The sequence below is a fragment of the Bradyrhizobium sp. 138 genome, from assembly GCF_023074075.1.
Taxonomy (GTDB): Bacteria; Pseudomonadota; Alphaproteobacteria; order Rhizobiales; family Xanthobacteraceae; genus Bradyrhizobium.
Genome location: NZ_JADPKT010000033.1, coordinates 333,711 through 345,752, shown reverse-complemented (window position 1 = coordinate 345,752; position 12,042 = coordinate 333,711). Strand labels below are relative to the sequence as shown.

Sequence of the window (12,042 nt, the reverse complement as noted above, 5' to 3'; positions counted from 1 at the left end):
GACATGACACGCCTCTCGCTTTTCCTCGGCCTTGCCGCGTTCGCTGCTGCCGCCTCTGTGCGGGCGGCCGAACTGCCGGCGGAGATCAAGCAGACCGGTACATTGAAGCTGACGGTCAATTCGACCTATGCCCCGATGGAGTACCGTGATCCCGCGACGAACGAACTCGTCGGCCTCGACATCGATCTGGCCAATGAACTTGCCAGGCGGCTCGGCGTCAAAATCGTCTGGAGCGAAACGCCGTTCGCCGAACTCATCCCGTCGCTGCAGACCAAGCGCGCGGATTTCATCATCAGCGGCATTTCCGACCGTAGCTCACGGCGCGAGACCGCCGATTTCATCGACTACCTGGCCACCGGACCGCAGTTCTTCGTTCTGGAGGGGCATGAGGCAAAGCTCGCCGCCGACCTCTGCGGCAAGAAGGTCGGCACCACGCGCAGCACGAGCTTCCCGGTCGAGATCGAGAAGTGGAGCAAGCAGAACTGCGAGGCTGCGGGCAAGGCGGCCATTCAGTATGTTCCGGGCGAGAACTCGATCGACGTTCGCAACCAGCTCAAGCAGGGCCGCATCGACGCCGCCGTGCAGGGCAGCGAGACGCTGCCCTATGCCCAGCAGCAGGAGACAGGCAAGTACCGTGTTGTCGGCGAGCCCTTCGCACTCGGCTATCAGGGCATCATGTTCCGCAAGGGCGATGCTGCGCTGCGCGAGGTGGTGACGGAGCATCTTGCGGCGATGATCGCTGACGGCTCCTACAAGAAGATCCTCGACAAATTTGGCTTGGGAGCGAATGCCGTCGCCAAGCCGATGATGAATGCGGCGCCCCAATGAGGGTGGGCCCGACTCTGGCGGAAGACTTTCCCGATCTCTCACAGATGCAGATCGCGCGGGAGATCCACTGGCGGCGGTGGCTGGCTGCGGCCGCGATCGTCGTGGTACTGGCGGCCATCGCCCGTGCCTTTGCCGCCGGCCAGATCGAATGGTCCTATGTCAGCCGCTTCCTGACCGCGAAGGTGATCCTCGAGGGCATCGTCAACACCATGGTGATGGCGGTGTTCGCCATGGCGCTCGGCATCATCCTCGGCGTGGTCGTGGCGATCATGCGGCTGTCACCCAATCCGGTGCTGAAGTCGGTCGCTGCAGGCTACACCTGGCTGTTCCGTGGCACGCCGCTGATCCTGCAATTGCTGCTCTGGTTCAATCTCGCACTGGTGTTTCCGACCATTGGTGTTCCCGGCCTGTGGACGGCACGCGCCGTCGACGTCATGACTCCCTTCCTCGCAGCGCTGCTCGGACTCGGCATCAATCAGGGCGCCTACACGTCGGAGGTGATGCGCGCCGGCATGTTGTCGGTCGATGCCGGGCAATATGAAGCGGCGCAGGCGATCGGGATGGGCCGGCTCCGCGCGCTGCGGCGGATCATCCTGCCGCAGGCGATGCGCGTGGTGATCCCGCCGCTCGGCAATGAATTCATCGGCATGGTGAAGGCGACCTCGCTCGCCAGCGTGATCCAGTATCCCGAGGTGCTGCATAACGCCGAGAATATCTACTATGCCAATTCGCGCGTCATCGAGCTCCTGATCGTCGCCGGCTGCTGGTATCTGCTGGTGGTGTCGATCCTGACCCCGCTGCAGATGCTGCTCGAGCGCCGCTTTGCGCGTGGAACGGCACGGATCAACCGATGACGAAACCCCTCGTTGCGATCCGCTCCGTCAGCAAGGCCTTTGGAGAGTTCCAGGCTCTCAAGAATGTCTCGCTCGACGTGTGGCCCGGCGAGGTGCTCTGCCTGATCGGTGCGTCGGGCTCGGGCAAGACGACGCTGCTTCGTTGTGTCAACCAGCTCACCGTGATCGACAGCGGCGGCATCTGGCTGGACGGTGAACTGCTCGGCGTGCGCGAAGAGCGTGGCAAGCTGCGCCGCCTGACCGAGCGGCAGATCGCGCGCCAGCGGCTGAAAACCGGGATGGTGTTCCAGCGCTTCAACCTGTTTCCGCACAAGACGGCGCTGGAGAACATCACGGAAGGACCGGTGCAAGTGCAAGGCCGCCCGCCGGACGAGGTTCGTGCCGAGGCGACCGAGTTGCTGCGCCGGGTCGGGCTTGCGACGAAAGCAGATTCCTATCCGTCGCAGCTCTCAGGCGGTCAGCAGCAGCGCGTGGCGATCGCGCGCGCACTGGCGATGAAGCCGATGCTGATGCTGTTCGACGAGCCGACCAGCGCGCTGGATCCCGAGCTCGTCGGCGAAGTGCTGTCGGTCATGAAGGAACTCGCGCAAAGCGGTATGACCATGATGGTTGTGACACATGAGCTTGGCTTTGCCCGCGAGGTCGCTGATCGCGTCGTCTACATGGACCATGGCGTGATCCTGGAGTCTGGGCGCGCCGCTGACGTTCTCGGGGCGCCGCGCGAGGCGCGCACACAGGCATTTCTGGCTGCGGTGATTTGATGGGGGAAAGTTGATGATCAGGCTGATTATGGCAGGCGTACTTGGATTGGTGCTGGCCGGGCCGGCCTTTGCGATCGAGCTGCCGGCGGAGATTGCGAAGCGCGGCGGCATCAAGGTCGCGATCGTGCCGAACTATCCGCCGATGGAGTTCCGTGATCCCGCCACCAATGCGCTGGCTGGATTCGACGTCGATCTCGGCGAGGCGCTCGGCCGCAAGCTCGGCGTCAAGCTGGAGTGGGAAGAGACCAGCTTCGCGCAGTTCATGCCGTCGATCTCGTCCGGGCGGGTGGATGCGATCCTGTCGGGCTTTACCGACTATGCGACGCGGCATGAGACGGCAACCTTCGTCGATTATCTGCGCAGCGGCCCGCAGTTCTTTGTACAGAAATCGCGTGAGGCCGAGTTCAAGGACATGGCGGCGCTGTGCGGCAAGAAGGTCGGTGCCAGCCGCCGCACCATGTTTCCGGATCAGATCGCGGCGTGGAGCACGGCGCATTGCGGCAGCAACGCGATCGTATTCGTCGGCACGGAAGGGTCCGCCGACGCGCGCACGCAACTGAAGCAGGGGCGGATCGACGCGGCGGTCCAGGGCAATGAGACGCTGCCCTACATCATGGACCAGGAACCCGGCGCCTATGCGCCGGTCGGACACCCGATCGCGGCGCAGTTCACCGGGATCGCGTTGCCGGTCAGGGAGAAGGCACTGCAGCAGGCCTTTGTAGAGGCGCTCGATGCGTTGATCGCCGACGGCACCTACCGCAGCCTGCTTGCAAAGTGGAAATTGAGCGACAACGGCGTAGAGAAGGCGACCATCAATGCTGGACAGTAAGGCCCTCCAGAGCATCCCGCTCGTTCCGGCGAACACCGCGGACCCGGCGCCGAACTACCCCTGGCCGAAGCCGTGGACGTCGGCAATGTTCCTGTCGTTCGACGTCGACGCGGAAAGCGCCTGGACCAGTAAGGACGCCGTCCACGCACAGCGTCTGATCACCATGAGCTATGGCGGCTATGAGGCGCGCGTCGGTACGCCGAAGCTTTTGGAGCTGCTCGATCAGCTCGACCTGAAGGCGACGTTCTTCGTTACGGGATGGTCGGTCGACGCGCATCCCGCGATGGCGGAATCCATCCTCAAGGCAGGCCATGAGATCGGCCATCATGGCTACCACCATCTGCTGCCCGACCCCGGCGATCCCTGGATCGAGGAGGAACTGGAGCGGGGGTTCGAGGTGCTGAAGCGCCGGCTCGGCGTCAAGCCGATCGGCTATCGCGCACCCTATGGCGAGTTCACGGAGGAGCTGCGCCGCGCGCTGGTCCGGCATGGCATCGTCTACACCTCGTCGTTCCGCGACGACGTCCGGCCCTATCGCCATCGCCTCGCGGACGGCAAGCCCGGCACGATCGAGTTGCCGGTCACCGCGAGCTATGACGACTGGATGCACGGCCTCTCGGCGCGGTTCAGCCCGCGCTCGATCTTCCCCAAGGAGCACGTGCTTTCGATCTGGAAGGACGAGCTTGACGAGGTCCGCGACTGGGGCGCGATGGTGACCACCGTGCTGCATCCGCAATGCAGCGGCCGTCCGATGCGGCTCCGTCTGCTCCGCGAGTTCCTGACCTACGCCAAATCCTGTCCAGACCTGTGGATCACGACCGGGGCGGCGATCGCAGCAAACTTCCAGCACCACGAAGCCGCGGGTCAATCGCGCTGATCAGCATGGGCAAGTCTTCGATGCAGATCTCCCGCCGGTCCCTGTTGCGCGCTGCCGCGGTGGCGCCGGCGTTGTCGTTTCCGGGTATCGTGCGCGCGCAATCGCAGACCACGCTGCGCTTCATCCCGGTGATCGATCTGGCGTTCGTCGATCCGATCTATTCCACCGCACAGGTGTCGCGTAACCATGGCTTCATGGTCTACGACACGCTCTATGGCATCAATTCGGCGCTGGAAGTCTCGCCGCAGATGGTCTCGGGCCATGTCGTCTCCAATGACGGCAAGCAATGGGACCTGACGTTGCGCGACGGGCTGTTCTGGCATGACGGCGAGCGGGTGCTGGCGCGGGACTGTGTTGCCAGTATCCGCCGTTGGGCCTCGCGCGACGGGTTCGGCGGTGAATTGATGGCGGCAACCGAAGAGCTGTCCGCGCCGGATGACCGCACCATCCGCTTTCGCTTGCGGCGGCCGTTCCCGCTGCTGCCGCAGGCGCTCGGCAAGGCCGCGGTGCATGCTGCTTTCATGATGCCCGAGCGGTTTGCGAGCCAGGATCCGCTCCAGCCGATCATCGAAGTGATCGGCAGCGGGCCGTTCCGCTTCATCGCGGATGAGCGCGTGCCGGGCGTACGCAACGCCTATGCCCGGTTCGAGCGTTATCAACCTCGCCAAGACGGCAAGCCGGATTGGACCGCCGGTCCCAAGGTCGTGCACTATGACCGCGTCGTGTGGACCACGACGCCGGACCCGGGGACCGCCGTGGCGGCCCTCCAGACTGGCGAGCAGGATTGGCAGGAAACCACGCCGCACGATTTGCTGCCCGTGCTGAAGCAGTCCGATGAGGTTGAAACGCGTGTGCTCGATCCCCGCGGTTATGCGTGCATGCTCCGCGTCAATCACCTGCAGCCGCCGTTCAACGATCCGGCAATCCGTCGTGCGCTGCTCGGTGCGATCGATCAGACCGACTTCATGACCGCGGTCGCGGGCGGAGATCCGACGTATCAGCTCTCGCCGATCGGCTATTTCGCACCGGGAACGCCCATGGCCAATGACGTCGGGCTCAGCGTCTTCCGCGGCCCGCGCGATATGGCCAAGGTGAAGGCCGCTCTTGCGGCGGCTGGCTACAATGGCGAGAAGGTCGTGCTGCTGTCGCCGAGCAATTCGGCCGCGCAAAAGCCGCTTGGCCAGGTCGCCGCCGACATGCTGCGGAGGGCCGGGATGAACGTCGACCATCAGGCGCTCGACTTCGCTGTCGTGCTGCAGCGCCAGCTCAAGAAGGACCCAATCGACAAGGGCGGCTGGAGCGCTGCCGTCGGCAATTGGCAAGGCATCGACTGGCTCAACCCGGCCGGTAACACCAATCTGCGCGGCGAAGGCAGGGTCGCCGGATGGTACAGCAGCGAGAAGATGGGCGGCCTGCGCGGCCAGTGGCTCGCGGCTTCCTCTCTCGAAGAGCAACAGCGGATATGCCGGGAGATCCAGGCGCTGGCGTTTGAAGAGATCCCGTATTTGCCGATCGGCCTGTACAAGCAACCGACCACCTACCGCAAGAGTATCACCGGCATCCTCGACGGCACCGCGGTCTTCTGGAATGTGCGTCCATCATGAGCAGCATCGCGATCTTCGGCAGCTACGTATTATCTCGCCGCGACGATACGCAGGACGTGCTCCGCGATCATTGGGTGCTGGTCGAAGGCAAGAAGATCGCGGCTATCACCAAGGACAAGCCGTCCGCCGCCGAGGTGCACGATCGTCCCGGCCGCTTCATCCTGCCGGGCCTGATGAACTTGCACAATCACTGTTTCAGCGAGGCAGTGGCGCGCAGCCACACCGAAGACGGCAACGGCCGGCGCAACAATCAGAGCATCGTCTATACGGTGCTGTTGCCGCTGACCAAGCGCGGCGCCGATCTGCTCTCGGCCGAGGAGCGCCTTGCGGTCGCGCGGCTCGGCATCCTGCAGTTGCTCAAGGGCGGGGCGACCACGGTGATGGAGCCGTTCCGCAACACGATTCCCGAGATGTTCGACGCCGCCGAGGAGATGGGAATCCGATTCTATGGGGCACCGTATCTGTTCTCGACCTCGGACGCCAAGGCCGGTCCGGACGGCGTGGTCAGATATGCCGGTGATGATGGCGCGGTCGATCTCGCCACCTGGAACGTGCTCTATCAGCGCTGGAACGGGCGTGGTGAGGGACGGATTGGCCTCGCGATGAGCCCGCATGCGACCGACACCTGCGGACCCGATCTGCTTCGAGCTTGCGCGGCACGGGCCCGTGAGCTCGGTGTTCCCATCACCACCCATCTGGCGCAGAGCCGTGCCGAGGTGGAAACGATTGGCAAACGTTATGCCGGCCGCACGCCGACCGAATATCTCGATTGGCTAGGCCTGCTGGCTCCCGATCTTCTCGCAGCGCATTGCATCGCAAGCTCCGACCGCGATCTGAAGCTGATGGCGGCGCGGGGCGCCGCGGTGTTGAATTGCCCGCGGGTGTTCGCCCGATCCGGCGTCACGGCGGCGTTCGGCCGGTTTGCCGAACATGGCGTGCGCACCGTGGTCGGCACCGACGGCTACAACATGGACTTGCTTGGCGAGCTCAATGCGGCCTCGATGATCTCCAAGCTTGCGCTGCAGCGGGCCGAGGTCGCGAGCGCGCCTGACCTGATCGAAGCGGTGACAGCGACCGCGGCCGCGCTGGTGAAGCGTCCGGATCTCGGCGCGATTGCGCCCGGTGCAACCGCCGATCTGACCGTCGTTGACATGACCCATCCGCACCTGCAGCCGCTGTTCGATCCGCGCCGCGCGCTGATCGCGCTCGGCAACCGGGCCAATGTCGATCAGGTCATCGTCAACGGCCGCTTGCTGATCGATGCGGGAAGCTATGTTCATGGCGACGAGGCTGCGATCACCACCGCGGGGGCAGCCGCGATCGGCAAGATCTGGAACCTGCCGGAAGCGCAGGCCGCGTTCAATGGCTGAGGTCCCGCCGCACGATTTGCAAGGAGAACAACAACCATGCGCATGATCAACGTCGCCGCAGCCCAGATGGGCCCGATCCAGCGCGCGGAGGGCCGCGATGTCGTGGTCAGGCGCATGCTCACGCTGATGGATGAGGCCAAGGCGCAAGGCGCGGACCTGATCGTCTATCCCGAGCTCGCGCTGACCACTTTCTTCCCGCGCTGGTACATGGAGAATCGCGCCGACGCCGATAGCTGGTTCGAACGCGAGATGCCCAATGACGCCATGCGGCCGCTGTTCGATCGTGCGGCCCGCCACGAGATGGCGATGAGCTTTGGCTATGCCGAAATGACGCCGGACGGTCATCATTTCAACACCGCGATCCTCACCGATCGCAGCGGCAACATCGTCGGCAAGTACCGCAAGATCCATTTGCCCGGCCATGCCGAGTTTGATCCGGAACGTACGCACCAGCATTTGGAGAAACGTTATTTCGAGCCGGGCGATCTCGGCTTTCCGGTCTGGCGCAATCTCGGCGGCATCATGGGCATGGCCATCTGCAACGACCGCCGCTGGCCGGAAACCTATCGCGTGATGGGCCTGCAGGGCGTCGAGATGGTGCTGATCGGCTATAACACGCCGTCGGTCAACGCGCAGAAGGGTGACGAAGGGCCGGAGAAGCGGCTGTTCCACAACCGCCTCTCGGTGCAGGCCGGTGCCTACCAGAATTCCTGCTGGGTGATTGCCGTCGCCAAGGCCGGTGACGAGGACGGCCATCCCCTGATCGGTGGCAGCATCATCGTCAATCCGGACGGCGAGATTGTCGCCGAGGCCAAGACGGAGGATGACGAGCTGCTGGTGCATCCCTGCGATCTCGACGCCACCGCGTTCGGCAAAGAGACGATCTTCAATTTCGCCGCTCATCGTCGCACCGAGCATTACGGCCTGATCACCAGCCGTACCGGCGCGATTCCGCCGCCGTAAGCTGAAGGTCGTGGTGCGATGACGAGCCTTTCCTTTCGCGACCTTGAGCCTCGGGACCGCTACAAGCTGCTGTGCGGCGTGGTGGTGCCGCGACCGATCGCCTTCGTCACGACGATGGACGAGAACAGCGCGCTGAACGCGGCGCCGTTCAGCTTCTTCAACGTGTTCTCCGAGGACCCGCCGTTGATCGTGCTCGGCCTGCAGCATCATCCTGACGGCCGGTTCAAGGACACCACGCGCAACATTCACCGTACCGGCGAATTCGTCGTGCATATGGTGGACGAGGCGCTGGCGAAAGCGATGAACGACTGCGCGGTGGACTTTCCCTCGGGCGAGAGCGAGGTGGCGGCCGTGGGTCTGACGACAGAGGCCAGCGCCGAGGTCAAGGTGCCGCGGCTGGCTGCGGCACCCTTTGCGCTGGAGTGTCGGCGGCAGGTCTCGCTCGCATTTGGTCAAGGCCGCGAGTTGCTGGTCGGCGAGGTCTTGCATCTGCATGCCCGCGAAGGTCTGCTCGATCCGGCGCGGATGTATGTCGACATGGCGGCCTATCAGCCCATCGGACGGCTGTTCGGCAATCTCTATTCGACCCAGCGCGACATGTTCGCGATGGACCGCGAGAGCTACGACGATTGGCAGGCGAGGCGGGCGCGTGAGGCACGCTAGCCCGCCAATCACCGCATCACGACGCGCCGAATTGCACGGCGCCGAGCGCCATCGTGACGGCCGCTTGGGTCGGATCGATCACCGGGATGCCGAGTGCGTCCTCGAGCGGCTTGCGATGGCGCGCCATGCCCGCGCAGCCCATCACGATGGCGCCGGCACCATCTTCTTCCTTCAGGGCGCGGCCGACCGTGATCATCTTCGCGAGCGTGCCTTCGCCCGATGCGGTTTCCGCAACGCTCATGTCGAGCGGACGCTCGCCGGCCAGCCGATCCATCAGGCCCATCTGGCGCAGATAGCGCATGTGCCGGCGGATCGAGCGCTGCGCGATCGCAATCACGCCAAAAGTCTCGGCGCGGGTCAGTGCAGTCAGCACGCCGCATTCGGCAATGCCCAGCACCGGCCGCATGGTAGCCTCGCGGCAAACATGCAGGCCGGGATCGCTGTAGCAGGCGATCACGAAGGCCGCCGATTCGTTGTCGCCGGCGACGGTGCGCCGCAGCGGCATCACCACACTTTCGGCGTCGGCCTGGCTTTCGATACCGTAGGGTCCTTCGGCCAGGGTCTCGCACACAATCTCTGGGCCGTCGGCAAAGGACAACGGCTTCAACGCCTCGGCAAGGCCGGCGGTGACCACGCGGTTGGAGTTCGGGTTGATGACCATGATGCGCGGTCGGGGCATGGGAGGTTCCTGTTTGGGCAGCGTTGACGGTGCGAGACAGAGGCAATCACTATGCCATGCACAGCATGAAGCGGTCATGCGCAGGGCGCAAGGGCGCGCCGCGACGAAAACAGGCGCAGATGAATTTCGAAAGTTACGCAAGGAGACACCGTCATGACCGAACCCGCCTATGACCTGATCATCCGCGGTGGGCGCGTCGCCACGACCACGGACGTGTTCGAGGCAGACGTGGCGATCGCAGGCGAGGCGATCGTCGCGGTCGGGCGCGGGCTCGGTCCGGCCAAACGCGAGATCGACGCGCGCGGCAAGCTCGTGCTGCCGGGCGGCGTCGACAGCCATTGTCATATCGAGCAGTTGTCTGCTGCCGGCATCATGAATGCCGACACTTTCGAGAGTGCCACGACGTCGGCGGCCTTCGGCGGCACGACTTCGGTCATCTCCTTTGCCGCGCAGCATGTCGGCATGCAATTGGGGCAGGTGCTGGAGGACTATCACGCGCTGGCGCGCAGGGGCGCGGTGATCGACTACGCCTTTCACATGATCATCGCCGATCCGACCAAGGAAGCGCTGGAGCGCGACCTTCCGCTGCTGATCCGTCAGGGCCATGGTTCGATCAAGATCTTCATGACCTATGACCGACTGAAGATCGACGACGAGCCGCTGCTCGACATTCTCGTTGCCGCGCGCGAGGGCGGCGCGATGCTCTGCGCCCACGCCGAGAACCACGGCATCATCTCCTGGATGGTGAAGCGGCTGTTGGCGCGCGGCTACACCCATCCGAAATATCACGCGATCAGCCATGCGCGCTTTTCGGAAGCCGAGGCGTTCAACCGCCTGATCGGCATGGCGGCGCTGGTCGACCAGCCGATCATGATCTTCCATGTCTCGACCGCCGAGGGCGCGCAGACGATCCGCGATGCCCGCGGGAAGGGGCTGAAAGTGTTTGCCGAGACCTGCCCGCAATATCTGTTCCTTACCGCCGACGATCTCGACAAGCCGGGTGCGGAGGGTGCCAAATGGATGTGCAGCCCGCCACCGCGCCGCAAGGACGACCAGGAGGCGCTGTGGAAGGCGTTGGCGCTCGGCGACTTGCAAACCATCTCCTCCGACCATGCGCCGTATCGCTTTGACGAGACCGGCAAGCTGCGCGCCGGGCCGAACCCTAATTTCAAGCAGGTGGCCAACGGCCTGCCGGGCCTCGAGATGCGGCTGCCGCTGTTGTTCGACGCGATGGTTTCCAAGGGGCGGCTCGGTCTGGAGAAATTCGTCGAGCTGACCGCGACCGCGCCGGCCAAGATCTACAATCTGCATCCGCGCAAGGGGTCGATCGCCGTTGGCGCTGACGCCGATATTGCGATCTGGGATCCCGATCGCCGTGTGACCGTCACCGACGCGATGATGCATGATCTGGCGGGCTACACGCCGTTCGCCGGCCGTTCGCTGCAGGGCTGGCCCGTGATGGTGCTCTCCCGCGGCCGCGTCATCGTCGAGAGCGGCAAATTGAACGCTTCGCCGGGCTCCGGCCGCTTCCTTGCCCGCAGCGGTGGCGAGGCGGCGAAGCCGACCGGTCGGTTGGTCCCGGACATGAGCCCGGAGCAGAATTTCGGTGCCAAGCTATTGTGAGCGGTCAGGGCGATGAAGGTCGTGATCTTCGGCGGCGCAGGTTTTGTCGGGCTCAATATCGCGGAGCTGCTGCTTGCCCGCGGCCATGAGGTCACGCTGTTCGATCAGGTCGAACTGCCGGCGGAGGCGCGCTGCGCCTTTGCACCTTACGGTGAACGATTGCGTGTGCTGCGCGGAGACGTGACCGACCACAGCGGGGTTGAGGCCGCAGTCGGGACGGCATGCGATGCCGTGGTGCTGGGCGCCGCGATCACGGCAGGCGCGGCGCGCGATGCCGCCGAGCCGCAGCGCATCCTGGCCGTCAATCTGCTAGCGCAGGTGCCGATCCTGACCGCTGCGCGCAGAGCGAACGTGCGGCGTGTGATCAACCTGTCGTCCGCTTCAAGCTATGGCGCGAGCGGCCAGCACTATCCGCTGCTCGAAGAGACGACGCCCTGCGATCCGCAATCGCTGTATGCGATCACGAAATTCGCCTCCGAGCGTGTGGCAGCGCGGCTCGCCGACCTCTGGCAGGCCGATGTGATCAGCGTCCGGCTCTCGGGGGTGTTCGGCCCGCACGAACGTGCCGGCGGTGTCCGCGACACGCCGTCGCCGCAGGCGATGATCGTGGATTGCGCGCGGCGGGGCGCGCCGGCGTTGCTCAGCGAGCCCGGCGCACGGGATTGGGTGTATGCAGCCGACGTTGCCGACGCCGTCGGCGTGCTGCTCAATGCCGGCCGGCCCCGCCACATGCTTTACAATATCTCGAGCGGCGTAACTTTCACCGCCGAGGCCTGGGGCAAGGCTTTTGCTGAGCCGGACGGCGGTTTCGTTTGCCGCGTGGCTGCCTCCGGCGAGACACCAAATGTGACGGTGCACGGCCGGACCAGGGCGCCGCTATCGGTACAGCGCATGGTCGACGAATTCGGATGGCGCGCCAAATATGGCTGCGAGGAGTCCGCGGAGCATATGCGGCGCTGGTTGCATGATCATGATCGGGAAGGCGCCTGAG

Annotated in this window: 12 protein-coding genes; 11 read left to right on the top strand and 1 reads right to left on the bottom strand. The window is 64.7% G+C overall.

All coding sequences use genetic code 11. From position 1 onward, the window contains the following. The first annotated feature begins 3 nt into the window (after window positions 1–3). Genes IVA79_RS16850 through IVA79_RS16810 form a run of 9 tightly spaced genes read left to right on the top strand, consistent with a single transcriptional unit; the run spans window position 4 to window position 8,749 of the window. Window positions 4–828: an ABC transporter substrate-binding protein gene (locus IVA79_RS16850; protein WP_247554576.1), complete on the top strand. Its 825-nt coding sequence runs from the start codon at window positions 4–6 to the stop codon at window positions 826–828. Next, complete coding sequence (locus IVA79_RS16845) at window positions 825–1,682, top strand: amino acid ABC transporter permease (protein WP_247554574.1); 858 nt, start codon at window positions 825–827, stop codon at window positions 1,680–1,682. The genes IVA79_RS16850 and IVA79_RS16845 overlap by 4 nt, the downstream gene beginning before the upstream one ends. Beyond that, complete coding sequence (locus IVA79_RS16840) at window positions 1,679–2,443, top strand: amino acid ABC transporter ATP-binding protein (RefSeq protein ID WP_247554571.1); 765 nt, start codon at window positions 1,679–1,681, stop codon at window positions 2,441–2,443. The genes IVA79_RS16845 and IVA79_RS16840 overlap by 4 nt, the downstream gene beginning before the upstream one ends. 13 nt (window positions 2,444–2,456) lie before the next feature. Further along, the gene (locus tag IVA79_RS16835; protein WP_247554569.1) at window positions 2,457–3,272 is read left to right on the top strand and encodes an ABC transporter substrate-binding protein; all 816 of its coding nucleotides are present in this window, start codon (window positions 2,457–2,459) and stop codon (window positions 3,270–3,272) included. Then, window positions 3,259–4,149, top strand: coding sequence for a polysaccharide deacetylase (locus IVA79_RS16830; protein WP_247554567.1), 891 nt, complete (start codon window positions 3,259–3,261; stop codon window positions 4,147–4,149). The genes IVA79_RS16835 and IVA79_RS16830 overlap by 14 nt, the downstream gene beginning before the upstream one ends. A 20-nt stretch (window positions 4,150–4,169) precedes the next feature. Next, window positions 4,170–5,753, top strand: a complete 1,584-nt coding sequence (locus IVA79_RS16825; RefSeq protein ID WP_247554566.1) for an ABC transporter substrate-binding protein — start codon at window positions 4,170–4,172, stop codon at window positions 5,751–5,753. Further along, on the top strand, window positions 5,750–7,123 hold the full coding sequence (locus tag IVA79_RS16820; RefSeq protein ID WP_247554564.1) for an amidohydrolase family protein: 1,374 nt from the start codon (window positions 5,750–5,752) through the stop codon (window positions 7,121–7,123). Before IVA79_RS16825 ends, IVA79_RS16820 begins: the two co-directional genes overlap by 4 nt. A 36-nt stretch (window positions 7,124–7,159) precedes the next feature. Continuing rightward, window positions 7,160–8,086 (top strand): N-carbamoyl-D-amino-acid hydrolase, encoded by a 927-nt coding sequence (locus IVA79_RS16815; RefSeq protein ID WP_247554562.1) that lies wholly within the window; start codon window positions 7,160–7,162, stop codon window positions 8,084–8,086. Between the two features lie 18 nt (window positions 8,087–8,104). Further along, window positions 8,105–8,749, top strand: a complete 645-nt coding sequence (locus IVA79_RS16810) for a flavin reductase family protein (protein WP_247554560.1) — start codon at window positions 8,105–8,107, stop codon at window positions 8,747–8,749. A gap of 16 nt (window positions 8,750–8,765) precedes the next feature. Here the strand turns inward: IVA79_RS16810 and IVA79_RS16805 are convergent, their stop codons facing one another. After that, window positions 8,766–9,428 carry an aspartate/glutamate racemase family protein gene (locus IVA79_RS16805; protein WP_247554559.1) on the bottom strand — a complete coding sequence of 221 codons (663 nt, stop codon included), beginning with the start codon at window positions 9,426–9,428 and terminating at the stop codon, window positions 8,766–8,768. Between the two features lie 153 nt (window positions 9,429–9,581). Here IVA79_RS16805 and hydA point away from each other — a divergent pair, with 153 nt between their 5' ends. Both hydA and IVA79_RS16795 read left to right on the top strand, forming a co-directional pair. Continuing rightward, window positions 9,582–11,051, top strand: a complete 1,470-nt coding sequence (gene hydA, locus IVA79_RS16800; RefSeq protein WP_247554557.1) for a dihydropyrimidinase — start codon at window positions 9,582–9,584, stop codon at window positions 11,049–11,051. Window positions 11,052–11,063: 12 nt separating this feature from the next. After that, on the top strand, window positions 11,064–12,041 hold the full coding sequence (locus IVA79_RS16795) for an NAD(P)-dependent oxidoreductase (RefSeq protein WP_247554555.1): 978 nt from the start codon (window positions 11,064–11,066) through the stop codon (window positions 12,039–12,041). Window position 12,042 lies beyond the last annotated feature (1 nt).

What these genes read in the sequence shown, in the direction of transcription:
- IVA79_RS16850 (WP_247554576.1), top strand. Translation starts at nt 4, where the DNA reads ATGACACGCCTCTCGCTTTTCCTCGGCCTTGCCGCGTTCGCTGCTGCC.
- IVA79_RS16845 (WP_247554574.1), top strand. Translation starts at nt 825, where the DNA reads ATGAGGGTGGGCCCGACTCTGGCGGAAGACTTTCCCGATCTCTCACAG.
- IVA79_RS16840 (WP_247554571.1), top strand. Translation starts at nt 1,679, where the DNA reads ATGACGAAACCCCTCGTTGCGATCCGCTCCGTCAGCAAGGCCTTTGGA.
- IVA79_RS16835 (WP_247554569.1), top strand. Translation starts at nt 2,457, where the DNA reads ATGATCAGGCTGATTATGGCAGGCGTACTTGGATTGGTGCTGGCCGGG.
- IVA79_RS16830 (WP_247554567.1), top strand. Translation starts at nt 3,259, where the DNA reads ATGCTGGACAGTAAGGCCCTCCAGAGCATCCCGCTCGTTCCGGCGAAC.
- IVA79_RS16825 (WP_247554566.1), top strand. Translation starts at nt 4,170, where the DNA reads ATGCAGATCTCCCGCCGGTCCCTGTTGCGCGCTGCCGCGGTGGCGCCG.
- IVA79_RS16820 (WP_247554564.1), top strand. Translation starts at nt 5,750, where the DNA reads ATGAGCAGCATCGCGATCTTCGGCAGCTACGTATTATCTCGCCGCGAC.
- IVA79_RS16815 (WP_247554562.1), top strand. Translation starts at nt 7,160, where the DNA reads ATGCGCATGATCAACGTCGCCGCAGCCCAGATGGGCCCGATCCAGCGC.
- IVA79_RS16810 (WP_247554560.1), top strand. Translation starts at nt 8,105, where the DNA reads ATGACGAGCCTTTCCTTTCGCGACCTTGAGCCTCGGGACCGCTACAAG.
- IVA79_RS16805 (WP_247554559.1), bottom strand. Translation starts at nt 9,428, where the DNA reads ATGCCCCGACCGCGCATCATGGTCATCAACCCGAACTCCAACCGCGTG.
- hydA (WP_247554557.1), top strand. Translation starts at nt 9,582, where the DNA reads ATGACCGAACCCGCCTATGACCTGATCATCCGCGGTGGGCGCGTCGCC.
- IVA79_RS16795 (WP_247554555.1), top strand. Translation starts at nt 11,064, where the DNA reads ATGAAGGTCGTGATCTTCGGCGGCGCAGGTTTTGTCGGGCTCAATATC.